This window comes from Streptomyces nanhaiensis (assembly GCF_046614825.1).
Classification (GTDB): domain Bacteria; phylum Actinomycetota; class Actinomycetes; order Streptomycetales; family Streptomycetaceae; genus Streptomyces; species Streptomyces radiopugnans.
The window spans coordinates 1-21266 of sequence record NZ_JBKJFM010000042.1; the positions used below are offsets into that span (position 1 = coordinate 1).

Annotated in this window: 23 protein-coding genes; 10 read left to right on the plus strand and 13 right to left on the minus strand. The window is 72.1% G+C overall.

Going from position 1 to position 21266, the window contains the following annotated elements:
- Nucleotides 1–152: 152 nt before the first annotated feature.
- Together ACLIYP_RS12345 and ACLIYP_RS12350 are read left to right on the plus strand one after the other, a co-directional pair.
- Nucleotides 153–746, plus strand: coding sequence for a ferritin-like domain-containing protein (locus ACLIYP_RS12345; RefSeq protein ID WP_412713183.1), 594 nt, complete (start codon nucleotides 153–155; stop codon nucleotides 744–746).
- A 44-nt stretch (nucleotides 747–790) separates the two neighbouring features.
- Nucleotides 791–1705 carry an aminoglycoside phosphotransferase family protein gene (locus ACLIYP_RS12350; protein WP_412713184.1) on the plus strand — a complete coding sequence of 305 codons (915 nt, stop codon included), beginning with the start codon at nucleotides 791–793 and terminating at the stop codon, nucleotides 1703–1705.
- Nucleotides 1706–1812: 107 nt separating this feature from the next.
- Here ACLIYP_RS12350 and ACLIYP_RS12355 read toward each other — a convergent pair whose 3' ends face one another.
- The 11 genes from ACLIYP_RS12355 to ACLIYP_RS12405 form a co-directional block, all read right to left on the minus strand.
- Nucleotides 1813–3534, minus strand: coding sequence for a proline--tRNA ligase (locus ACLIYP_RS12355; protein WP_412713185.1), 1722 nt, complete (start codon nucleotides 3532–3534; stop codon nucleotides 1813–1815).
- 173 nt (nucleotides 3535–3707) lie between these two features.
- Nucleotides 3708–4241 (minus strand): GNAT family N-acetyltransferase, encoded by a 534-nt coding sequence (locus ACLIYP_RS12360; protein WP_412713186.1) that lies wholly within the window; start codon nucleotides 4239–4241, stop codon nucleotides 3708–3710.
- Nucleotides 4242–4339: 98 nt separating this feature from the next.
- Nucleotides 4340–5185: a GNAT family N-acetyltransferase gene (locus ACLIYP_RS12365; protein WP_412713187.1), complete on the minus strand. Its 846-nt coding sequence runs from the start codon at nucleotides 5183–5185 to the stop codon at nucleotides 4340–4342.
- Between the two features lie 89 nt (nucleotides 5186–5274).
- On the minus strand, nucleotides 5275–6429 hold the full coding sequence (gene ispG / locus ACLIYP_RS12370) for a flavodoxin-dependent (E)-4-hydroxy-3-methylbut-2-enyl-diphosphate synthase (RefSeq protein ID WP_412713188.1): 1155 nt from the start codon (nucleotides 6427–6429) through the stop codon (nucleotides 5275–5277).
- 151 nt (nucleotides 6430–6580) lie between these two features.
- The gene (locus ACLIYP_RS12375) at nucleotides 6581–7885 is read right to left on the minus strand and encodes a M50 family metallopeptidase (protein ID WP_412713189.1); all 1305 of its coding nucleotides are present in this window, start codon (nucleotides 7883–7885) and stop codon (nucleotides 6581–6583) included.
- Nucleotides 7882–9153, minus strand: coding sequence for a 1-deoxy-D-xylulose-5-phosphate reductoisomerase (gene dxr, locus ACLIYP_RS12380; protein ID WP_412713190.1), 1272 nt, complete (start codon nucleotides 9151–9153; stop codon nucleotides 7882–7884). The genes ACLIYP_RS12375 and dxr overlap by 4 nt, the downstream gene beginning before the upstream one ends.
- A gap of 130 nt (nucleotides 9154–9283) precedes the next feature.
- A complete protein-coding gene (locus ACLIYP_RS12385; RefSeq protein ID WP_412713191.1) occupies nucleotides 9284–10849 on the minus strand; it encodes a hypothetical protein in 1566 nt (521 codons plus the stop codon).
- Nucleotides 10846–11544 carry an ABC transporter ATP-binding protein gene (locus tag ACLIYP_RS12390; RefSeq protein ID WP_412713192.1) on the minus strand — a complete coding sequence of 233 codons (699 nt, stop codon included), beginning with the start codon at nucleotides 11542–11544 and terminating at the stop codon, nucleotides 10846–10848. Before ACLIYP_RS12390 ends, ACLIYP_RS12385 begins: the two co-directional genes overlap by 4 nt.
- The gene (locus ACLIYP_RS12395; protein ID WP_412696328.1) at nucleotides 11541–12080 is read right to left on the minus strand and encodes a PadR family transcriptional regulator; all 540 of its coding nucleotides are present in this window, start codon (nucleotides 12078–12080) and stop codon (nucleotides 11541–11543) included. The genes ACLIYP_RS12390 and ACLIYP_RS12395 overlap by 4 nt, the downstream gene beginning before the upstream one ends.
- Before the next feature lie 157 nt (nucleotides 12081–12237).
- Nucleotides 12238–12468 carry a hypothetical protein gene (locus tag ACLIYP_RS12400; RefSeq protein WP_412713193.1) on the minus strand — a complete coding sequence of 77 codons (231 nt, stop codon included), beginning with the start codon at nucleotides 12466–12468 and terminating at the stop codon, nucleotides 12238–12240.
- Nucleotides 12465–12671, minus strand: coding sequence for a hypothetical protein (locus ACLIYP_RS12405; protein ID WP_412713194.1), 207 nt, complete (start codon nucleotides 12669–12671; stop codon nucleotides 12465–12467). Before ACLIYP_RS12405 ends, ACLIYP_RS12400 begins: the two co-directional genes overlap by 4 nt.
- Before the next feature lie 205 nt (nucleotides 12672–12876).
- Here ACLIYP_RS12405 and ACLIYP_RS12410 point away from each other — a divergent pair, with 205 nt between their 5' ends.
- From ACLIYP_RS12410 to ACLIYP_RS12420, 3 genes are read left to right on the plus strand one after another with little or no spacing between them, the layout of a single operon-like run.
- On the plus strand, nucleotides 12877–13731 hold the full coding sequence (locus tag ACLIYP_RS12410) for a helix-turn-helix domain-containing protein (protein WP_412713195.1): 855 nt from the start codon (nucleotides 12877–12879) through the stop codon (nucleotides 13729–13731).
- A complete protein-coding gene (locus ACLIYP_RS12415; protein ID WP_412713196.1) occupies nucleotides 13728–13955 on the plus strand; it encodes a DUF397 domain-containing protein in 228 nt (75 codons plus the stop codon). The genes ACLIYP_RS12410 and ACLIYP_RS12415 overlap by 4 nt, the downstream gene beginning before the upstream one ends.
- 41 nt (nucleotides 13956–13996) lie before the next feature.
- Nucleotides 13997–14524 carry a GNAT family N-acetyltransferase gene (locus ACLIYP_RS12420; RefSeq protein ID WP_412713197.1) on the plus strand — a complete coding sequence of 176 codons (528 nt, stop codon included), beginning with the start codon at nucleotides 13997–13999 and terminating at the stop codon, nucleotides 14522–14524.
- Between the two features lie 9 nt (nucleotides 14525–14533).
- Here the strand turns inward: ACLIYP_RS12420 and ACLIYP_RS12425 are convergent, their stop codons facing one another.
- The gene (locus tag ACLIYP_RS12425) at nucleotides 14534–14746 is read right to left on the minus strand and encodes a hypothetical protein (RefSeq protein ID WP_412713213.1); all 213 of its coding nucleotides are present in this window, start codon (nucleotides 14744–14746) and stop codon (nucleotides 14534–14536) included.
- Between ACLIYP_RS12425 and ACLIYP_RS12430 the strand changes: the two genes are divergently transcribed.
- The 5 genes from ACLIYP_RS12430 (at nucleotide 14693) to ACLIYP_RS12450 (ending at nucleotide 19117) form a co-directional block, all read left to right on the plus strand.
- Entirely contained in the window at nucleotides 14693–15226 is a 534-nt protein-coding gene (locus tag ACLIYP_RS12430; RefSeq protein WP_412713198.1) for a S8 family serine peptidase, read from the plus strand. The genes ACLIYP_RS12425 and ACLIYP_RS12430 overlap by 54 nt on opposite strands.
- A gap of 150 nt (nucleotides 15227–15376) precedes the next feature.
- Complete coding sequence (locus ACLIYP_RS12435) at nucleotides 15377–16123, plus strand: alpha/beta hydrolase (RefSeq protein ID WP_412713199.1); 747 nt, start codon at nucleotides 15377–15379, stop codon at nucleotides 16121–16123.
- Nucleotides 16124–16335: 212 nt separating this feature from the next.
- The gene (locus ACLIYP_RS12440) at nucleotides 16336–16788 is read left to right on the plus strand and encodes a hypothetical protein (protein WP_412713200.1); all 453 of its coding nucleotides are present in this window, start codon (nucleotides 16336–16338) and stop codon (nucleotides 16786–16788) included.
- A 12-nt stretch (nucleotides 16789–16800) separates the two neighbouring features.
- On the plus strand, nucleotides 16801–18585 hold the full coding sequence (locus ACLIYP_RS12445) for an alpha/beta hydrolase (RefSeq protein ID WP_412713201.1): 1785 nt from the start codon (nucleotides 16801–16803) through the stop codon (nucleotides 18583–18585).
- A gap of 109 nt (nucleotides 18586–18694) precedes the next feature.
- Complete coding sequence (locus ACLIYP_RS12450; RefSeq protein WP_412696322.1) at nucleotides 18695–19117, plus strand: hypothetical protein; 423 nt, start codon at nucleotides 18695–18697, stop codon at nucleotides 19115–19117.
- Between the two features lie 119 nt (nucleotides 19118–19236).
- On the opposite strand, the gene ACLIYP_RS12455 is transcribed toward ACLIYP_RS12450, so the two are convergent.
- Entirely contained in the window at nucleotides 19237–21153 is a 1917-nt protein-coding gene (locus ACLIYP_RS12455) for an acyl-CoA dehydrogenase family protein (RefSeq protein ID WP_412713202.1), read from the minus strand.
- Nucleotides 21154–21266: the final 113 nt, after the last annotated feature.

The window sequence follows — 21266 nt, forward strand, 5'->3', positions numbered from 1 at the left end:
CGCGCGCTGAGCGCCCTCGCGAAAGCCGAACGCGCCGCCGCCGACGCCCTCACCCGGGCCCTCGACGGCGCCCCGCCCGAGCTCGCCCGGCTGCTCGCGTCCGTCGCGGCGGCCGGGGCGGTCCACGTCTACCTGCTCACGGACGGCGAGTGATGAACCAGGCGACCAACCAGGCGGCGAACCCGTTGGCGAACCCGGCGCTGAACCCGGCCACGCCCTCCCCCGCTGCCCCTTCCACCGGCGCCGCACCGGACGCCGCCCCCGGCGGTGCGCCCGGAGGGGAGGGCGGATCCGGCGCGGAGGACGGCTCCGCGCTGACCGCCCTGCAGGCCGCGCTCCTGGCCGAGCACGCCGCCGTCTACGGCTACGGCGTCGTGGGCGGGCGGATCGCCGAGGACCGGCGCGCGCAGGCGCGGGAGGCCCACGACGCCCACCGCGCGCGCCGTGACGCCCTGCGCAGCACGGTACGGCGGATGGGCGGCAGCCCCGAGCCCGCCGCGGCGGCCTACTCCCTGCCCTTCGCGGTGCCGGACGGTGCCGCGGCGGTGCGGCTCGCCGCCGAACTGGAGGAACGGGTGGCCGCCGTCTACGCCGACCTGGTCCGGGCGGGCGAGGGCCGGCTGCGGCGGGAGGCGGCCGCCGCGCTGCGGGAGGCCGCGGTCCGCGCGGCACGCTGGCGCGGTACGGGCGTACCCTTCCCAGGGCTCGCCGAGCGCACCGCGCCGGCGGGCCGGGAGTCCCTCTGAGGGGTTCTCCCGCGCGACGCCGACGACGAAAGGGACGCCCGGGCATGACATCGGCTCCGCACGTCGAACCCCCGCAGCGGCTGGTGCGCTTCCTGGGCGCGGACTCCCCCTGGCTGGCGCGGCTGCCCGATCTGGTCCGGGCGTCGCTGGCGCGCTGGGGACTGACGGCCGAGCGGGTGGTCTCCCCCGGCGGGCGCGGCAGCCTGGTCGTCCTGGTGCGCCGGGCGGACGGCTCGCCGGCCGCGCTGAAACTGCGCGCAGCCGGCGCGGCGGACGAGGCGGCGGCGCTGTCCCGCTGGGAGGGGCACGGCGCGGTACGGCTGCTGGACGCCGCGCCCGAGGACGGCGCGCTGCTGCTGGAGCGGCTGCACGCGGACGTGTCGCTGCGCTCGCTGCCGGACGCGAAGGCCACCTTGGAGGCGGTCTCGGCGCTGCACCGGCTGTGGGTGCCCCCCGCGCCCCCCGGCGCACCGGAGGACGGCGGGCATCCCTTCACCACCGTGGAGGAGCACACCGGCCGGGCGGTGGAGGGCATCCGCGCGCACGTGCCCGAGGAGGCCCGCCCACTGGCCGAGGAGGCCCTGGCACTGCGCTCCGAACTGCTCGCCGGCGCCCCCGAACACGTGCTGCTGCACGGCGACTTCCGGCAGGGCGCGGTGCTGTCGGCGGATCCGGGGCGGGCGCACTGGCTGGTGGTCGGCCCCGATCCGCTGGTGGGCGAGCGGGCGTACGACCTGGCCCGGCTGGTCCGCGACCGGCTGCACGACCTGGCCGCCGGCTCCGGCGCCCCCGCGATCGCCCGGCGCCGGGTGGCCAAGCTGGCGAACTCCCTGGAGGTGGACCGCGACCGGCTGCGCGGCTGGAGCCTGTACCGGGCGGTGGAGTCGGGTGCCCGGCACCTCGCCGCCGGTGAACGCGCCGACGGCGAGGCGCTGCTGGAGTTCGCCGGCTGGCTGTGAGCCGCCGCCGCAGACCCCGTGCCGGGCCCGTCGCGAGCCCGTGCCGAGCCCGTGCCGGGTTTGCCGGGTTGTGCGGCGGGGCCCGGTGAGGACCCCGCCGCGGCGGCTCAGGCGGACTCGCGGGCCGAGCGGACCAGCCGCTCCACCGCCTCGTCCACCGGGACCTCCTCGCGCTCGCCGGTGCGCCGGTCCTTCAGCTCCACCAGTCCCTTGGCCGCGCCCCGGCCCACCACCAGGATCTCCGGCACGCCGATCAGCTCCGCGTCGGTGAACTTCACACCGGGCGAGACGCCCGTACGGTCGTCCACCAGGGTGCGCACCCCGGCCCCGGCCAGCCTCCCGGCCAGCTCCAGGGCCATCTCGATCTGGGCGCCCTTGCCTGCGGCGACGACGTGGACGTCGGCCGGGGCGACCTCACGCGGCCAGCACAGGCCCTGGCCGTCGGCCGTCTGCTCGGCGAGCGCGGCCACCGCGCGCGAGACGCCGATGCCGTAGGAGCCCATGGTGACGCGGACGGGCTTGCCGTCGCGGCCGAGCACGTCCAGGGAGAAGGCGTCGGCGTACTTGCGGCCGAGCTGGAAGATGTGGCCGATCTCGATGGCCCTGTCCAGCTTCAGCCCCGCGCCGCAGGACGGGCAGGGGTCGCCGTCCTCGACGGTGACCACGTCCAGGTACTCGTCGACCTCGAAGTCGCGGCCGCACACCACGTTGCGGGCGTGGGTGTCGGGCTTGTTGGCCCCGGTGATCCAGGAGGTGCCGGGGGCCACGCGCGGGTCGGCGACGTAGCGGAAGGCGGTGCCGGCCAGCCCCTGCGGTCCGACGTAGCCGCGCACCAGGGCGGGGCGGCCGGTGAAGTCCTCGGCGGTGACCAGCTCCACGGTGGCGGGCGCCAGGTGCTCGGCGAGCTTGCCGAGGTCCACCTCGCGGTCCCCGGGCACGCCCACGGCCCAGATCTCACCGTCCACCTTGACCAGCAGGTTCTTCAGGGTGGCGGAGGCGGGCACGCCCAGGTGGTCGGCGAGCGTCTCGATGGTGGGGGTGTCGGGGGTGTCCAGTTCCTCGACGGGCGGGTGGCCCATGGGGTCGCCCTGCTTCAGCGGGAAGGTGACGGCCTCGGTGTTGGCGGCGTAGCCGCAGGCCGGGCAGTCGGCGAAGGTGTCCTCGCCGGCGGCGGCCGGGGCGAGGAACTCCTCGGAGGCCGAGCCGCCCATCGCGCCCGAGACGGCGGAGACGACCCGGTGGTCCAGGCCGAGCCGGGTGAAGATCCGCACGTACGCCTCGCGGTGCAGCCGGTAGGACTCGGCCAGCTCCTCGTCGCTGGTGTCGAAGGAGTAGGAGTCCTTCATCAGGAACTCCCGGCCGCGCAGGATGCCCGAGCGCGGGCGGGCCTCGTCGCGGTACTTGGTCTGGATCTGGTAGAGCATCACCGGCAGGTCCTTGTAGGACGTGCACTGGTCCTTGACGACCTGGGTGAAGATCTCCTCGTGGGTGGGCCCGAGCAGGTAGTCGGCGCCCTTGCGGTCCCTGAGCCGGAACAGCAGGTCGCCGTACTCCTCCCAGCGGCCCGAGGCCTCGTACGGCTCCCTGGGCAGCAGTGCCGGGAGCAGCACCTCCTGGGCGCCGATGGCGTCCATCTCCTCGCGCACGATCCGGGTGACGTTCTCCAGGACCTGCTTGCCCAGCGGCAGCCAGGTCCAGATCCCGGCGGCGGTGCGGCGTACGTAGCCGGCGCGGACCAGAAGCCTGTGGCTGACGGTCTCGGCGTCGGCCGGGTCCTCGCGCAGCGTCTTCAGCATGAGCCGGGACATGCGCTGGACACGGGCTGCCATGGGTTTCTCCTGCGTGCGGTGGGTCGGTTTCCGGGGCCGCGGCTGTGCTGCGGCCCGCCCAGGAGACTACCGGCGCCGCAGCGGCAGCGGCGCACCCATCACCGCGTACGGACTCCCGGCACTCGGACCCCACCCCCCGGGGGACCACCCCCGGACCCCCGGCCGGACCCGCCTCACCGCCGCAGCGGCAGCGGCGCACCCATCACCGCGTACGGACTCCCGGCGCTCGGGAACAGCACGTGACGGGCCAGGTCCCGGTAGCCCAGGGAGCGGTAGAGGGCGCGGGCCGGGCTCTCGGTGTCGATCGCGGAGAGGATCGAGCGCGGCTCGGCGGCGGTGTCGGTGATCGTGGTGATCAGCTCCCGGCCGATGCCGTGCTTCTGGTACGCCGGGTGCACGTGCAGCTCGGTGATGACGAAGGCGTCGTCGAGCCACCCGGCGTTACCGTTGCGCCTCAGGTACGGCTCGACGACCGTGGACCACCACTGCGTGCGGTCGTTGGGCATCCCGTAGACGAAGCCGATCAGCCGCCCGCGCGGTGTGGTGGCGCCCAGCGCCCGGACCCCGGGGGCGGCGGCGTGCCGCAGCACGATGTGGCGGCGCACCCCCACCTCGTCGTCGGTCAGTCCGAAGGCGACGGCCTGTACGGCGAGCGCCTCGTCCACGCGGGCTGCGAGGTCCAGGGGACCGACCTGGGCGTCTTCCATGGTGTCCGACCCTACTGGAGAGGCCGGCGGGATCCGGCGGACACCCGCGCGGGCACCGGCCGTTCGGAACCGTCCGGTGCCGTTGGGAACGGCACGCCTCAGAACAGCACGCTCATGAACTCGCCGACCTCGCGGAAGCCGACCCGGCGGTAGGCGGCGCGGGCCGCGGTGTTGTAGTCGTTGACGTAGAGGCTGACGACCGGGGAGACCTCGGTCAGCGCGTAGCGCAGCACCGCCGCCATGCCGGCGACGGACAGGCCCCGGCCGCGGCGGTCGGGGGCGACCCACACCCCCTGGATCTGGCACGCCTGCGACGTGACGGCGCCGATCTCGGCCTTGAAGACCACCCGGCCGTCCTCGATGCGGGCGAACGACCGGCCGGCGCCGACCAGTTCGGCGACCCGGGCCTGGTAGATCAGCCCGCCGTCCCCGGCCAGCGGCGAGACGCCGACCTCCTCGGTGAACATCGCCACGCAGGCGGGCATCAGCACGTCCATCTCGTCCTTGCGGACGCGCCGCACGTACGGGTCGGGCCGTATGCCCGCGGGCATGCGGTCGGCGACCATCAGCGGCTGGTGGCGGCGGACCTCGCGGGCCGGGCCCCAGTGCGGCTCCAGCCGGGCCCACAGGGCGGCGGTGGGCCCGGCCGGGCCGACGACGGACGAGCAGCGCCGCCCCTGGCGGCGCGCCCGCTCGGCGAAGGCGCGCACCGCCTCCGGCCCCGCGCAGACGGGGACGAGGTTGGCGCCCGCGTAGCACAGCGACTCCAGCCGCCCGCGCTGGTACCAGCCCCACATCTCCCCGCCCAGCCGCCACGGGTCCAGGCCGGAGACCCGGACACGGGCGGCGACGAAGGCGTTGTTGACCGGCTCGCGGTCGAGTACCGCGAGGGCGTCGTCGAGCTCGTGGGGCTCGACGACACGGGTGGTGGTGGTCGTCAGCACGTGGGATGCCTCACCGTACGGCCGTGGTGGCGGGGAGCGGTCTTCCGACTTTACCCCCGGGCCGCCGCGGCCGGGCGGGCGCGGGCAGGTCAGCTGACGGAGACCTCCGGCGGCCCGGAGAGCACGCCGTCCTTCTCCATCTGCTCGGCGATCTTCATGGCCTCGTCGATGAGGGTCTCGACGATCTTGGACTCGGGGACGGTCTTGATGACCTCGCCCTTGACGAAGATCTGGCCCTTGCCGTTGCCGGAGGCCACCCCGAGGTCGGCCTCGCGGGCCTCACCGGGCCCGTTGACGACGCAGCCCATGACGGCCACCCGCAGCGGCACCTCCATGCCCTCGAGGCCGGCGGTCACCTCGTCGGCGAGCTTGTAGACGTCCACCTGGGCCCGGCCGCAGGAGGGGCAGGAGACGATCTCCAGCCGGCGCTGGCGCAGGCCGAGGGACTCCAGGATCTGGATGCCGACCTTGATCTCCTCCACCGGCGGGGCCGACAGCGAGACGCGGATGGTGTCGCCGATGCCCTCGCTCAGCAGGGCGCCGAAGGCGACGGCCGACTTGATGGTGCCCTGGAAGGCCGGTCCGGCCTCGGTGACGCCCAGGTGGAGGGGGTAGTCGCACTTCTCGGCCAGCAGCCGGTAGGCGTTGACCATCACGACCGGGTCGTTGTGCTTGACCGAGATCTTGATGTCGCGGAAGCCGTGCTCCTCGAACAGCGAGCACTCCCACAGCGCGGACTCCACCAGCGCCTCGGGGGTGGCCTTGCCGTACTTGGCCAGCAGCCGCTTGTCCAGGGAGCCGGCGTTGACGCCGATGCGGATGGGGACGCCGGCGTCGGAGGCCGCCTTGGCGATCTCCTTGACCTTGTCGTCGAACTGCCGGATGTTGCCCGGGTTGACGCGCACGGCCGCGCAGCCGGCGTCGATGGCGGCGAAGACGTACTTGGGCTGGAAGTGGATGTCCGCGATCACCGGGATCTGGGACTTCCTCGCGATGACCGGCAGCGCCTCGGCGTCGTCCTGGGACGGGCAGGCCACGCGGACGATCTCGCAGCCGGAGGCGGTCAGTTCGGCGATCTGCTGGAGCGTGGCGCCGATGTCGGCGGTGACGGTGGTGGTCATCGACTGCACGGAGACCGGGGCGTCGCCTCCGACGGCCACCGAGCCGACCTGGATCTTCCGGCTGACCCGTCTGTCGGCCAGTTTGGTCGGTACGGACGGCATTCCGAGCGAAATGGCTGTCATTGTGGTGTGCAACCCCAAGCTGTGGTCCAGTGCCCCGTTCGGCGGCGGGCTCCGGCCTCCGAGATTACGGTACGCCCGGGGCCCGGGGCACACCGTGGTCCGCCGTACGCGGCGCGGGGCGGGGCGGGCTCGCCCCGCCCCGCCCCGGGCGTCAGCCGGTCAGGCGTACGGGGTTGACCACGTCCGCGATGAGCACCAGCAGCGTGAAGCAGACGAAGACGCCCGCCACCACGTACGCCACCGGCATCATCTTCGCCACGTCGAACGGGCCGGGGTCGGGGCGGCGCAGCACCCTGGCCAGGCCCCGGCGCAGCGACTCCCACAGGGCCCCCGCGATGTGGCCGCCGTCCAGCGGCAGCAGCGGCAGCATGTTGAACAGGAACAGCGAGAGGTTGAAGAGGGCGAGGGTGAGGAGGGTGATCGCCACCCGCTGCTCCGCCGGGATCTCCAGGGCGAAGATCTCCCCGCTGACGCGGGCCGCGCCGACCACGCCCATCGGGGAGTCCTGCTCGCGCTCGGCGCCGGCGAAGGCCGCGTTCCACAGACCGGGGATCTTCTCCGGCAGGCGGGTCAGCGCCTCGGCTCCGGCGATCATCATGTCGCCCATGCGGTCGACGGCCTGCGGGAAGGACTGCTCGACCACGCCGGTGGCCGGTGAGAAGCCGAGGAAGCCGGTGGTGACGTACTCGCCCTCGACGTAGCCGCCGCGCCCGTCGGACTTGGCGACCTGGTTCTTCACCAGGTTCGCCTGGAGGACCTCGCGCTCGCCGTCGCGCTCGACGGTGATGGTGGCCGGCCCGATGGTGTCGCGGATGCGCTGCTGGAGGTCGCCCCACTCGGTGACCTCCGCCCCGTTGAAGGCCACGATGGTGTCGCCGGGCTTCAGGCCGGCCGCCTTGGCCGGGGAGTCGGGGGCGCCCTCGGGGCAGGTGTCGGTGCGCTCGGAGACCCTGACCACGCACTCGGAGACGGAGGAGACGGTGGTGGTCGTGGTGTTGATGCCGAAGGTCATCAGCGTGCCGAGGAAGATCGCCACGGCCAGCACCAGGTTCATGAACGGGCCGGCGAACATCACGATCACGCGCTTCCAGGGCTTGCGCGTGTAGAACATCCGCTTCTCGTCGCCCGGCTGGAGCTCCTCGTAGGCCGCCGCGCGGGCGTCCTCGATCATCCCCCGGAAGGGGGAGGTGGAGCGCTGCCGGACGGCGCCGTCGTCACCGGGCGGGAACATGCCGATCATGCGGATGTAGCCGCCGAGCGGGATCGCCTTGATGCCGTACTCGGTCTCGCCTCTCTTCCGCGACCACAGGGTGGGGCCGAAGCCGACCATGTACTGCGGCACGCGGACGCCGAACATCTTGGCCGTGGACAGGTGGCCCAGTTCGTGCCAGGCGATGGAGAACAGCAGGCCGACCACGAAGACGACTATGCCGAGGATGGTCATCACCGTCGTCATGCGCGTGCCTCCGCTGTCCGCTCCGTCATACGTGCCGCCAGTTCGCGGGCGCGGGCGCGCGCCCAGGTCTCGGCGTCGAGCACCTCGTCCAGGGTCAGGCCGGCTCCCCGGGGGGTGCCGTGCTCCTCGACCACCGCGGCGACGGTATCCACTATGCCGTTGAACGGCAGCCTGCCGGACAGGAACGCCTCGACGCACTCCTCGTTGGCGGCATTGAACACCGCCGGTGCGGTCCCGCCCAGCGCGCCGACGTGGCAGGCCAGCGCCACGGACGGGAAGGCCTTCTCGTCCAGCGGGAAGAACTCCCAGCTCATCGCCTTGGACCAGTCGAACACGGGGCCGGTGTCGGGCACCCGGTGCGGCCAGCCGATGCCGAGGGCGATGGGCAGCCGCATGTCGGGCGGGCCGCACTGGGCGATGGTGGAGCCGTCCCGGAACTCCACCATCGAGTGGATGTAGGACTGCGGGTGGACGACGACCTCGATGCGGTCGAAGGGGATGTCGTACAGCAGGTGCGCCTCGATGACCTCCAGGCCCTTGTTGACCAGGGTCGCGGAGTTGACGGTGATGACCGGGCCCATCGCCCAGGTGGGGTGGGCCAGGGCGTCGTCGGGGGTGACGTCCTCCAGCTCCTCGCGGGTGCGCCCCCGGAAGGGGCCGCCGGAGGCGGTCACCAGCAGTTTGCGGACCTCGGCTCGGGTGCCGCTCATCAGCGCCTGGAACAGCGCGGAGTGCTCGGAGTCGACGGGGATGATCTGCCCCGGCTCGGCCAGCGCCTTCACCAGCGGCCCGCCGACGATGAGGGACTCCTTGTTGGCCAGGGCCAGGGTGCGTCCCGCCTCCAGGGCGGCCAGGGTGGGGCGCAGCCCGATGGAGCCGGTGATGCCGTTGAGGACGGTGTGGCACTCGGACGCGGCCAGCTCGGTGGCCGCGTCCGGTCCGGCCAGCACCTCGGGCAGCGGCCCGGCGGAGCCGTAACGGGCGCGCAGCGCCTCGCGCAGCTCGCCGGCCCTGCTCGCGTCGGAGACGGCGACGGTGCGGACCTTCAGCCGGTGGGCCTGCTCCGCCAGCAGCTCCACCCGGCCGCCCGCGGCGGACAGCGCGGTCACCCGGAAGCGGTCGGGGTTGGCCAGCACCACGTCGACGGCCTGGGTGCCGATCGACCCGGTGGAGCCCAGGATCACGATGTCGCGCGGGCCGCCCGCGGCGGGGGTGTCGGCCGGGTGGTGCAGATGCGGGTCTGCGAGAGGGGCGGGACTGTCGGTCATCCCCCTATTGTGTCCGGTCCGCGAGACGGCCCGGACACCGCGTCGCGCCGCGCCGCACCGCGCCACCCGGCCGACGCCCCCGCCGCCGTCCGGCCGACGCCCCCGCCGCCGTCAGGTCGCCGTCCGGCCGTCAGCCGGTGCGCAGTTCCTCCACCGAGGTACCCGGGCGCAGGAACAGCAGCCCGAGGCCGGTGGCGGCCGCGACGAGGGCCAGCACGCCCAGCCCGTGGAGGGCGAGGTCGCCCAGGGGCACGGGGACGGCGCGCACGATGTCGGGGACCTCGATCAGGTGGCTGTACTTCTCGAAGTTCTCCTCGCACAGGGCCGGGGCCGCGTCGCAGGTCTGCGCCTGGCCGCCGCCCTCCCGCACCTCCGCGCCGAAGTACCCCCGGCCCATCAGGGTGCCCACGGTCATCGCCAGCACCACGGCCGGGACCAGGGGCGCGAACGTCTGCCACACCAGCGCCCGGCCCAGCACGGAGCGGGGCACGCCGGCTGCGGCCAGGGCCGCGTGGGTGCGGCGGCGGGCGACGACGGCCTCGGCGACGGTGACCAGCAGGCCGGCCGCCGCGATCACCAGCCCCACGGCGACGGCGGTGTCCACCACGTCCATGGCGTCGAGGTAGAAGGTGTCCGGGCCGTATCCGCCCGCCGTCTCCCGCCCGGCCGCCTCGTCGTAGAAGCGCTGCGCCTCCTGCCGCGCCTCCAGCATGGTGGCGAAGAAGGCGCGTACGGCCAGCGCTCCCGCGCCGAAGACCACGGCCACCAGCAGGGCGGCGAGGGTGCGGCTGCCGTGCCAGGGGTCGGCCAGCAGCCGGCGGGCGGCCAGCAGCGGGGCCGGACGGCGGGCGAAGCGGTGCAGCACCCGGCCGGTGGCGTGGGAGATCCAGCCGGTGCCGAGCACCACGCCGAGGGCGGCCGCCAGTCCGCCTCCGAAGAGCAGCAGGAACGGCAGCGGGGAGAGGAAAGCCGGATCGCCGGAGTCCTCGTAGTTCCTCCGGATCGCTTCGAAGGCGAGGGAGGCCCCCACACCGAGCACGATCAGGACGGCGGGCCACGGCCTCGGCGAACGCTTCGGCCGCGCCTGCCGGGTCACCCCGAGCGGAGTCACGATCACCCGGCGCAGCATCACCGCGGCCGCGAGCGCCGCCAGCAGCGGCAGCCCGAGCACGGCGGCGGCCAGGGCGGGTACGGAGGGCAGCACGTCGGTGGGCAGCGGAAACCTGCCCTCGGCGTCCGGCCGGTGCAGCACCTCGCGTCCGACGAGGAAGACCACGAGTCCGGCGCAGGTGCCCAGCAGGCTCGCCACCCCCGTCTCGGCGGCGGCGACGGTCATCGCCTGGCGCGGAGTGCCGCCGGCCAGCCGGATCGCGGCGAGCCGCCGGTCGCGGGAGGGCGCGCCGAGCCGGGCGCACTGGCCGGCCAGGGCCAGTACGGGGATGGTGAGCAGCAGCAGGCCGGCGGCCACGCCGGGGCGCAGTCCGGGCTCTTTGAGGAGTGCGCTGGTGTACTGGTCGGCCCAGGCGTCGCTGCCGTCACGCGGGCCGAAGCCGGCGGGGAGGGGAATGGCCAGCACCGTCAGCGCGGCGAGGACCGCCAGGGCGGCGAGGGCGGCGCTGACGGCGGTGAGCACCACCCGCAGGGTGTCGGTACGCGTTCCGGCCAGAGCCAGCCTGAGCAGTGCGGTGGGCTTCACGGGCGGCCGCCCGCCGGCACGTCGGCACCGAGCCCGGTCGGGTCCGGTGCGCCGTCCCGCAGGGTGATCTCGCGGTCGGCGTAGGCTGCCACGGACGCCTCGTGGGTGACGAGCACGACGCTGGTGCGCTGCTCCTGGGCGACCCTCGTCAGGTGCCCCAGCAGCCGCTCCCCGGCCAGCGCGTCCAGCGCGCCGGTGGGCTCGTCGGCGAAGAGCACCTTCGGTTCGGTGACCAGCGCCCGCGCCGCGGCGCACCGCTGCTGCTGGCCGCCGGACATCTCGCCGGGCCGGGAGTCGGCCACGTCGGCCGCCTCCAGCCGCTCCAGCCAGTTCAGCGCGGCGGTGCGGGCTTCGCGCCGCCCCCTGCCGGCCAGCAGCAGCGGCAGGGCGACGTTCTCGGCTGCCGTCAGCTCGGCGACGAGCTGCCCGAACTGGAACAGCACTCCGAAGTCGGTGCGCCGCAGTCTGGAGCGGTCTGCCTCCGAGCGGGTGTCGAGGCGCTGACCCCCGTACAGCACCTCGCCCGCGTCGGGGCGCAGGATTCCGGACAGGCAGTGCAGCAGTGTGGACTTGCCGCAGCCGCTGGGTCCGGTGACGGCGAGGATCTCGCCCTCGGCCAGTTCCACGGTGACGCCGCGGAGCGCGGGCGTCGGCCCGTAGGACTTCACGATCCCGCGTGCTTGCAGGAGCGTCATGGGTGCACCTCCCGGTGCAGGTCGGCGACGCGGTCCAGCGTGGTGTGCAACCAGCGCAGGTCGGCGTCGAGGTGGGCGATGGCGAAGTCCGCGGCGATCACGTCGCCGAGCGAGGACTCGGGGTCGGTCTTGACGGCTGTCAGCTCGCGCAGCCGCGCGGTGTGCGCCCGGCGCTGTTCGGCGAGGTAGCCGCGGGCCTGCTCGACGCCGTTGACCAGCAGGGCGACGACGACCTTGGCCAGAAGTGTGCTGGTGACGTACGGGGCCGGGGTCTCGATCTCCTCCAGCCAGGCGCGCAGCTTCTCGCGTCCGGCGTCGGTGAGGGCGAACTCGGTCCGGTCCGGGCCGCCTTCGCGGCTCTGCCCGCGCTTCTCCACCAGCCCGTCGCGCTCCAGCCTGCCGAGCGTGCCGTAGACCTGGCCGAAGGCGATCGGTCTGGCCTTGGGGAAGCGCTGGTCGTGCGCCTTCTTCAGGTCGTAGCCGTGCTGCGGCCCGGCGGCCAGCAGGGCGAGCAGTACATGGGCTGCGGTCGACATGACGGCGACTATTCCCTGAGAGAATAGTCGCCGTCAAGTCGCTTCTTCACCAAGCCCTTTGGCGCTCACCCGGTGGCGAGCAGCCAGGCGACACCGGAGGCGGACAGCACGGTGAGCGCCGTCAGGACGGTCTCGGCCACCGCGAGCGCGTGGCGCGTCACCGCGCCGCCCGCCGCGCCCGGCAGTCGGCGCAGGCGCTGACCGGGCAGGACAGCCGCCCGCCGGGCCGTCCGGTGGCGACCCGCGCCCACCCGGCGTAGGCGAGCGGCGCGGTACGGGTGCCGCAGTGGACGCAGGCCCGGCCGTTGAGGCGGTCGTCGGGGGTGTCGGCGGGCAGTTCGATCACCTCGTCGGAGGCGCCCCGCCTCGGCAGCGGCGCAGTGCTCACGCCCACTCCCCCGTCCGCCCGCAACGGTCGCGGCGCTCGATCAGCCGGCCGAGCTGTGCGTAGCGCAGCTCCAACTGGTCCGGCTCCAGCACCATCTCGGTCTCGACGGACATGCCGTCGTCCCCGTGGACGGTGACGGGGACCGTCACCCGGTCCCGCACCCGGTCGTACCGCGCGTCCCTCTTGCTTGGTGTTGCGTGCAAGGCGATGCCTTCCTGACGTCCGATCACGGAGCGCTGAAGCGCTCTGCACTCAGAGTGCCGCAGTGCGGTGCAGAATCGCAATCCATTCATGCAGATCTGCATAAACGGCATATGCCTCTGCCTCCTGTCTGATCTACTGGGCCAGGCTCGACGGCCCGTCAGGTGGATGCGGCAGACTCGTCAACGGACAAGGAGGGGTGCCCTGATGAGCGGTCCCACGGTGAGGCGCAGGCGACTCGGCGCGGAACTGCGCTCGCTGCGCGAGGGGCTGAAGTACACGACCGAGACCGTCGCCCGGAACTTCGGCTGGCACAACGCCAAGGTGTCCCGCATCGAGACAGGGCGCACCGCCGCGAAGCAGTGCGATGTCGAAGCGCTCCTGGACTTCTACGGAGTGCAGGACGAGCCCAGGAGACAGGCGCTTCTCAGACTGGCCCGGGACGGCGGTCAGCGTGGCTGGTGGCAGCGGTACACCGACGTCCTCACTCCCGTCTACGCGGACTTCATCAGCCTGGAGGCGGACGCCAAGGCGGTGCAGACCTACGAGTGCGGCTTCGTTCCCGGGCTGTTCCAGACCGCCGCCTACGCCCGCGAGATCATCTCCGCCCTCAACATGACCGACGCGCCGGAAGAGGTGAACCGCCTCGTGGAGGTCCGCCAGGCGCGCCAGTCCGTACTCACCCAGCCCAACCCTCCGGAGGTCTGGGCGGTTGTGAACGACAGCGCACTGCGCACGCGGATCGCGGACCGGCCGCAGATCATGCGGGACCAGCTCCAACGGCTCCTGGACCTGTCCGAACTGCCGAACGTCACGCTCCAGGTGATGCGCTCCACGGCCGGGCCGCATCCCGGACTGAGCGGCGCGTTCACGATCCTGAGCTTCCCCGAGAGCCAGGACCACGACGTGGTGCTGCTGGAGCACCTGACGAACTCCCTGTACATCGAGGAAAGACCCGAGGTGGAGCGCTACTCGGCGGCCTTCCGGCGCATCGTCGCCGACGCACTGTCCCGCGACGCCTCGCTCCGACTGATCCGCGACCTGAAGGAAGAGAGCTCATGAGCAAGCGCATAACCGACGCCTCCGCGCTCGGCGTCATATGGACCGCCTCGTCGCACAGCGGCAACACCAACTGCGTGGAGGCCGCGGCCCTGCCCGGCGGGCGGACTGCCGTACGGGACTCCAAGGACCCCGCCGGACCGGCGCTCGCCTTCGGCTCCGCACCGTGGGCGGCCTTTCTGGAGCGGGTGCGCACGGAGGGCCGGCCGCCCACCGGCGGGGCGTAATCCCGTTGCCCGCGCCCCGGGCGGCGGCGCAGACTGCCGCGGTGCTGATCCGACGCGAGAGCCCCGCCGACGTTTCCGCCGTACGCGCCGTGACCGGTGCGGCCTTCGCCGCCCGGTCACAGACGCCCGTCCCGGTGGAGGTCACCCTGCTGGACGAACTGCGCGGCCGCGAGGCGTGGTTGCCCGTGCTGTCGCTGGTGGCCGAGGGCCCCGGCGGCGAGGTCGTCGGGCATGTGGTGTGCACCCGGGGGCACATCGGCGCCACGCCCGCGCTGGGGCTCGGGCCCATCAGCGTCCACCCCGGCCACCAGGGGCGCGGCACCGGCTCGGCGCTGATGCACACCGCGCTCGGCGCGGCCGACGCCCTCGGTGAACCGCTGGTGGCCCTCCTCGGCGAGCCCGCCTACTACCGCCGCTTCGGCTTCCGCACCTCCACCGAGTACGGCATCACCCCGCCCGACCCCGCCTGGGGTGAGTACTTCCAGGTCCGCACCCTCTCCGCGTACGACCCCGAAGACCCCGCCCTGCGCGGCAGCTTCGCCTATGCCGAGCCGTTCGGCCGGGTGTGAGCGGCAGGTTCAGGAGACGACGACTCCTCCCAGGTCGTCAGCCACCTCGCGCCCCAGGGACCTGTCGCAGAACTGGATGGACCAGTTCCCCGCCGTGACGATGAACCTGGGCAGTTCCGGCACGCTGATGGCCAGGCGCAGTGCGTCGTCGCGCTCGGCGGACGTGTCGTGCAGTTCCAGATAGGCGCAGGGTTCCTCCGACCGCTCCGGCACGCACGTCATCGCGTTCGCCGCGTCCTTCTCCCTCTCACGCCTCTCACACCCCACGGAGGCGTCCAGCGCGTCCGCAAGCGAGTCGAGATTCGCGTAGCGGGGCTTTTTCGGAATGTCGGGCAGCGGAAGGAGGGGCGGGAGGACGGCTTCGACGGCAGGCCCGGCGGCGCGGGCGCGCCCACCTGCCGCACCGACGTCGACGACACCATCGCGGACTTCTCCAACTACGGTGCCGACGTCGACATCATGGCCCCGGGCGTCTGCATCGAGTCCACCTGGATGAGGGGCGGCTACAACACGATCTCCGGCACCTCCATGGCCTCCCCGCACGTCGCCGGTGGAGCGGCCCTGTACCTCGCCGGCCACCGCGGTGCTTCTCCGGGCACCGTGAAGTCCGCCCTGCAGTCGGCCGGCACCACCGACTACACCTGGCCCGCCGGGGACCCCGACGGGATCAAGGAGAAGCTGCTGGACGTCTCCTCCTTCTGATCGCGGCGGGATCGACGGGACACCGTGCGACAGGGCTCCCGGCCTCGGCCGGGAGCCCTGTCGCGCCGTTCGCGGCCGGTCGTCCCCGGGCCTGGAGGAAGGGACCGCGCCGCGCGGCACCTTCGCCCGTACCGAACCGTTCGACCGGACGTGAACGAGACCACTGTCAGCACCGAACAAGGCGTCGTCTACGAACCCGGCGGCCGGTTACTGGACGTCCACCGGCCCGCCCGCGGCCCGGCCGCCGTGCCCACCGTCCTCCTCTGGCACGGCAGGGGGCCGGATGAGCGGGACGTACTCGCGCCGCTCGCCCGTCAGGCCGCCTCGCTGGGGCTGTTGGTCGTGGTGCCCGACTGGTGCCCCGACGCGCCCGACGGCGGCTGGGGGCATCTGCGCGCTTCGGTGCGTTTCGCCCGGGAGCGGGCGGGTGAGTTCGGCGGCGACACCGGCCGGATCGTGCCGGCCGGCTGGTCGCTGGGCGCGTACGCCGCGGTGAGCGTCGCGGTCCGGCCCGAGTTGGTGGACGGGTGGCGGCCCGCGGCGGTCGCCGGGATCGCGGGCAGGTACTTGTGGGAGCGCCCGGAGATGGGCCTGGGCAACCTGCGTGACGCGTTGGCCGCGACGTCCGCCGCCCCGGTCCCGGTCCATCTGGTGCACGGCACCGCCGACGACATCGCGGACATCCACCACTCGCGGGACTTCGTGCCCGTCCTCGACCGGTGGGGGTGGCCGGTCACCCTCACCGAGACCGGCGCCGACCACGCGGGCGCGGTGATGACCGAGTACGACCCCGCGCGGCAGCGCTGCGTCCCGGCACGCAGCGCGGGCGCCCAGGACGCCGGCCGCACCGCGGCCCGCGTCCTGGCCCGCGCCGCGGGCCTCCCCGTGCCGCGGTAACCGCCCAGGGGTAAGCCCCCGTCAGGTCTCCGCCCCGGGAGCCGGTGCCCAGCCGTGATCGGCGTCGTGGGCGCCTGTTCGATGCCGACCATGTCATCCGGACGGGAGATGAGTAGGAGTACTCAAGCCGCGACCGCGACAGGGTGTTAACTTTCCGTGTCGAACTGATCACAAGAGCCGCGCGGTCGGGGCTGGAGAGAAACGGGGAGTCCGTGTCCTGGGACGACGAGTGGGCGGAAATGGTGCGCAACGCATCACACGGTACGAGCACGCGTCTCGCCGGCGCCGACAAGGACGGCAGCGGCTGGTCCGGAGGCCTGAAGTCGGAGAGGGCCGCCTGGACCAAGGCGGGGGGCGGCGTCGGGGAACTGCGCGGAGACATCAAGAAGGCGCTGGGGACACTCGAGAAAGCGCAGGGAGGCCTCGGATCGGGCAGCGACACCGTCGATGGGCTGCAGAGCGGCGCGGCCCAGTTGGAGGTGTACCGATCCTGGAAGCGCTACATGGAGAACGTGAGCGGCAGATGCGGCACGCTGAGGGCACAGCTCGAGAAGGCCGGCGACGACCATGACATGAACGACGCCGACGTGAAGAAGGTGTTCGACGGTCTGGACAACCGGTACAAGGACACTCCGGCCGTCGGCGGCCGGGGTCGGGGCCGGTGACCCGGACCGGTGGTGGACTACGCGACGCTCAAAGACCTCAAGCTCTCGCTGTTCGAAAGCGCGGCGGACGGTTACCGCACCACCAGTGACATGGCCTGCCAGGCCAAGGACCGCATCGACCACCAGATCACCGCGAAGATGCGCGGGGCCCTCGAGGGAGAGGCGGTGGACGCCGCTCTCGCGCAACTCGGGGAGCTGTCGAAGAACTTCCACTACGCCCAGGTGGAGTGTGGCCTGGTCAGCACGGCTCTCAACGGGCTGGTCTCCGATCTGCGGGCGGCCAGGAAGAAGCTCGACGCCGCGGTCGAGGACGCACAGGGCGAGAAGTTCACCGTGGAGCCCGACGGCTCGGTCACCTACCCCGCCGCAGGAGAGAAGGTCGACGGGAAGACCCCTCGGGGCGGCACCGTCAAGGGCACCACCTACGACGCGGCCCGGTCGGTTCAGGACCAGGCCGCCATGTTCGACCCCAACCCGAACTACGCTCGCGCGAAGGAGTACGCCAACCGCATCGCGGCGGCCGTAGAGGAGGCAACGGAGGCCGACTCGAAGTGGGCCCCGAAGTTGAGGAAGTTGAAGGCGGACGACGATCTCACCGTCTCGCACAAGGACTGGGCGGACGCCCAGAAGGACATGCACGGTGTCCGCAAAGCCGCCGAAGACTACCTGGACGGCATCAAGCCCCCTCCGACGGAAGGAACCCCGGAGGAGAACGCCGAGTGGTGGAAGGGGCTCTCCGACACCGAGAGAGACGACTACGTCTCTCTCCACCCCGCCGGCGTTGGCGCTTTGGACGGCATCCCGGCCGAGGTCCGGGACGAGGCCAACCGGGCCGTCCTCGCCGAGAAGCGCGGCCGGTACGAGACGGAACTCAGATCCATTCCTCCCGAGCCCACCAGGTATTTCCAGGAGTACCGGGGAAACCACGCGGTCAGAGCCGAGACCGCGGCCTGGAAGGAGTGGAACGATAAGTACGGGGACCGGAAGGAGCACCTCGAGGGAGCCCTGAAGGGAATGCAGGCCATTCAGGACCGCTTCGACGCCACCGGCGAAGAGGGGCTACCGGACGCTTATCTCCTGGGTTTCTCCCCAGAGGGGAACGGCCGGTCGATCATCGCCAACGGGAACCCGGACACAGCCGACCGCGTCGCCGTATACGTTCCCGGAACCACGTCGAACCTCGGAAGTATCGGGGGAGATATAAATCGCATGACCAGCCTCTGGCGAGAGAGTCAGGCGATGGCTCAAGGCCAAAACATCTCCACTATTACATGGCTCGGTTATGACGCTCCGCAGAGCATCGTCAAGGACGCACCCATGCGCCACTACGCAGACGATGGAGCGCCTGCCTTGAACAGATTTCTGGATGGCCTTGAAACGTCAAACAGTACTGAATCAGGCGGTCACCGAACAGCCATCGGCCACTCATACGGCACCACGCTCATCGGTTCAGCGGCTCGTCAGGGCAGCCTCAATGCGGACGACGTGGTACTCGTTGGAAGCCCCGGTGTGCAGGTAGGGCACGCAAGGGACCTGGACGCGCCACCCGGGCATGTATGGAATGAAGAGGCAGACGGGGACGTAGTTCCCGACATCGGCCGCTACGGCCACGGTGGAAGCCAGTGGACGATCGGTGGCGGCACGTTCATCATCCCCAGCGACGAACTGTTCGGCGCGAATCGGATGAGCACAGACACAACGGGGCACAGCGATTACTGGGGCCCGGGCACCGAGAGCCTGAAGAATCAGGCAGCGGTTGTCGCAGGGCAGTACGACAGGGTTGAAATTGAGGAATAGACTGCGCAGCTCGATTTTTCTGATAGCAGGAGCACTCACCGCGATCACTGGATGCAGCATGGAAGAAACAAATGAACCCGGAACCTCGCAAGAGATCAAGACACGGAGCGTGGAGGAGGTCAAGGCCGAGACCAAGGACGTCTCCAGCGAGGTACTTGATGTGATCGCCGTCAAGGGAGAGGTGTCGGAGCCGGGACCAGGAGTCGCGGTGTGCGAAGGAAGAGATCGGGATAAGTTCTTCAGACTTCTTCACCCATGGACACTCACCACTCCCACCGGAAACGAACTGGAAGAGGCCATGGAGCGCCTCAAGGAAGAACTCCCGAAGAGAGGATGGAAGATCGTTGAATACGGAAGGAACAGCAGCCGGGCCAAAACTCTTGAACTGACGGCCGACCACACCGGGAAGGAGTTCTCCGTCAACGTGGAGTTCTGGGCGGAGAGCGGGGAGAAAAGAAAACCCATGCTGGTCGTCAATGTTGTCTCCGCATGCTACTCGACACCCGGTGGAGAGAGGATCAAGGGGTACTGACGCCCCAGACGGCCCTGGTGCCGACCGGTCCCCGGAACCGGCGGCCGCGCCCCTCGCGCTCGGTCTCCTTCCACCGGGCCGGACGCGGTCGTAGCCGACCTCCGGCCTGTGGCCAGCCCTCAGGGGATGGGGCGGTGGACGTCCGTGCGGGTGGAGGGGCCGGGATTGGCGGGGGCGATCCAGGGGCCGGGGGTGGAGGGGTCGACGACGCCCTCCTCCAGCCAGGTGTACGCGCCGCCCAGCACGCCGCGCACGACCTTGCGGTCGATGTCGTCGGTGTTGTCCCACAGCCGGTCGAACAGTTCCTCGGTGCGGATGCGGGCCTGGCGGCAGAAGGCGTCGGCGAGCTGGTAGGCGGCGCGGCCGTTCTCGCCCCGGGCGCGCAGCATCTCCGCCCGCACGCAGGCCGCGCTCATGGCGAACAGCTCGGCGCCGATGTCCACGATCCGCCCCAGGAAGCCCTGCTTGCCCTCCAGTTTCGCCTGCCAGCGGGACATGCCCAGGAAGGTGGCGCGGGCCAGGCGGCGGGAGGCGCGCTCGACGTAGCGCAGGTGGACGGCCAGGTCGGGGTGGCCGGCGGGGTGGAACTCCCGGTAGGAGGTGGGAAGTTGCCCTTGCCCGGCGACCAGTTTGGGCAGCCAGCGGGCGTAGAAGCCGCCGGCCCGGACGGCCGCGCGGCCCTTGTCGGTGAGGGTCTTGTCGGGGTCGATGAGGTCGCCCGCGACCGACAGGTGGGCGTCGACGGCCTCGCGGGCGATGAGCAGGTGCATGATCTCGGTGGAGCCCTCGAAGATGCGGTTGATGCGCAGGTCGCGCAGCATCTGCTCGGCCGGCACGCCGCGTTCGCCGCGGGCGGCGAGGGAGTCGGCGGTCTCGAAGCCGCGCCCTCCGCGGATCTGGACCAGTTCGTCGGCCATCTCGTACGCCTTCTCCGAGCCGTAGAGCTTGGCGAGGGCGGCCTCGATGCGGATGTCGTTGCGGTCGTCGTCGGCCATCTGGGAGGCGAGGTCGAGGACGGCCTCCAGGGCGAAGGTGGTCGCGGCGATGAAGGAGACCTTGCTTCCGACGGCCTCGTGGTACGCGATGGGCTTGCCCCACTGCTCGCGGGCCGCGGACCACTCGCGGGCGATCTTCAGGCACCACTTGCCCGCCCCCGCGCACATCGCGGGCAGGGAGAGGCGGCCGGTGTTGAGGGTGGTCAGCGCGATCCTCAGCCCGGCGCCCTCGGGGCCGATCCGGTTGGCGGCCGGGACGCGGACGCGGTGGAAGCGGGTGACGCCGTTCTCGATGCCGCGCAGGCCCATGAAGGCGTTGCGGTTCTCCACGGTGACGCCCTCGGAGTCGGCCTCGACGACGAAGGCGGTGATGCCGCCGCGGTGGCCCTCCGAGGCCGGTACGCGGGCCATGACCACCAGCAGGTCGGCGACGACGCCGTTGGTGGTCCACAGCTTCACGCCGTCCAGGACGTAGGAGTCGCCCTCGGGTACGGCGGTGGTGGCCAGGCGGGCCGGGTCGGAGCCGACGTCCGGTTCGGTGAGCAGGAAGGCCGAGATGTCGCCGCGGGCGCAGCGCGGCAGGAACGCCTTCTTCTGCTCCTCGGTGCCGAACATCTTCAGCGGCTGGGGCACGCCGATCGACTGGTGCGCCGACAGCAGCGCGCCGACGGCGGGGCTGGCCGATCCGGCCAGGGCCAGGGCGCGGTTGTAGTGGAGCTGGCTCAGGCCCAGGCCGCCGTACTCGGGGTCGATCTTCATGCCGAGCGCGCCGAGTTCCTTGAGTCCCTTGACCACCTCGTCGGGGACCAGGCCCTCGCGGTCGATGCGCGGGCCGTCGATCTCCGCCTCGCAGAAGGCCCGGAGCCTGGCGAGGAACTCCTCGCCGCGCCGGGCGTCGGCGTCCGCGGGCCGGGGGTGGGGGTGGATCAGGTCTAGGCGGAAGCGGCCGAGGAACAGTTCCCTGGCGAAGCTCGGCTTGCGCCAGTCCTGCTCCCTCGCGGCCTCGGCCACCTGTCGTGCTTCGCGTTCGGAGACTGTCATCGCGGTTCACCTCGCATTGCCGGGGCGCCATCGAGCACTACTGCCGGGTACTGCGCGATGCGTGTACCCGTTGTGCACGGTACGTACCGTTTCCGGGGCGCGGTGCACCCGTA

What these genes read in the sequence shown, in the direction of transcription:
- ACLIYP_RS12345 (WP_412713183.1), top strand. Translation starts at nt 153, where the DNA reads ATGAACCAGGCGACCAACCAGGCGGCGAACCCGTTGGCGAACCCGGCG.
- ACLIYP_RS12350 (WP_412713184.1), top strand. Translation starts at nt 791, where the DNA reads ATGACATCGGCTCCGCACGTCGAACCCCCGCAGCGGCTGGTGCGCTTC.
- ACLIYP_RS12355 (WP_412713185.1), bottom strand. Translation starts at nt 3,534, where the DNA reads ATGGCAGCCCGTGTCCAGCGCATGTCCCGGCTCATGCTGAAGACGCTG.
- ACLIYP_RS12360 (WP_412713186.1), bottom strand. Translation starts at nt 4,241, where the DNA reads ATGGAAGACGCCCAGGTCGGTCCCCTGGACCTCGCAGCCCGCGTGGAC.
- ispG (WP_412713188.1), bottom strand. Translation starts at nt 6,429, where the DNA reads ATGACAGCCATTTCGCTCGGAATGCCGTCCGTACCGACCAAACTGGCC.
- ACLIYP_RS12375 (WP_412713189.1), bottom strand. Translation starts at nt 7,885, where the DNA reads ATGACGACGGTGATGACCATCCTCGGCATAGTCGTCTTCGTGGTCGGC.
- dxr (WP_412713190.1), bottom strand. Translation starts at nt 9,153, where the DNA reads ATGACCGACAGTCCCGCCCCTCTCGCAGACCCGCATCTGCACCACCCG.
- ACLIYP_RS12390 (WP_412713192.1), bottom strand. Translation starts at nt 11,544, where the DNA reads ATGACGCTCCTGCAAGCACGCGGGATCGTGAAGTCCTACGGGCCGACG.
- ACLIYP_RS12395 (WP_412696328.1), bottom strand. Translation starts at nt 12,080, where the DNA reads ATGTCGACCGCAGCCCATGTACTGCTCGCCCTGCTGGCCGCCGGGCCG.
- ACLIYP_RS12410 (WP_412713195.1), top strand. Translation starts at nt 12,877, where the DNA reads ATGAGCGGTCCCACGGTGAGGCGCAGGCGACTCGGCGCGGAACTGCGC.
- ACLIYP_RS12415 (WP_412713196.1), top strand. Translation starts at nt 13,728, where the DNA reads ATGAGCAAGCGCATAACCGACGCCTCCGCGCTCGGCGTCATATGGACC.
- ACLIYP_RS12425 (WP_412713213.1), bottom strand. Translation starts at nt 14,746, where the DNA reads ATGACGTGCGTGCCGGAGCGGTCGGAGGAACCCTGCGCCTATCTGGAA.
- ACLIYP_RS12455 (WP_412713202.1), bottom strand. Translation starts at nt 21,153, where the DNA reads ATGACAGTCTCCGAACGCGAAGCACGACAGGTGGCCGAGGCCGCGAGG.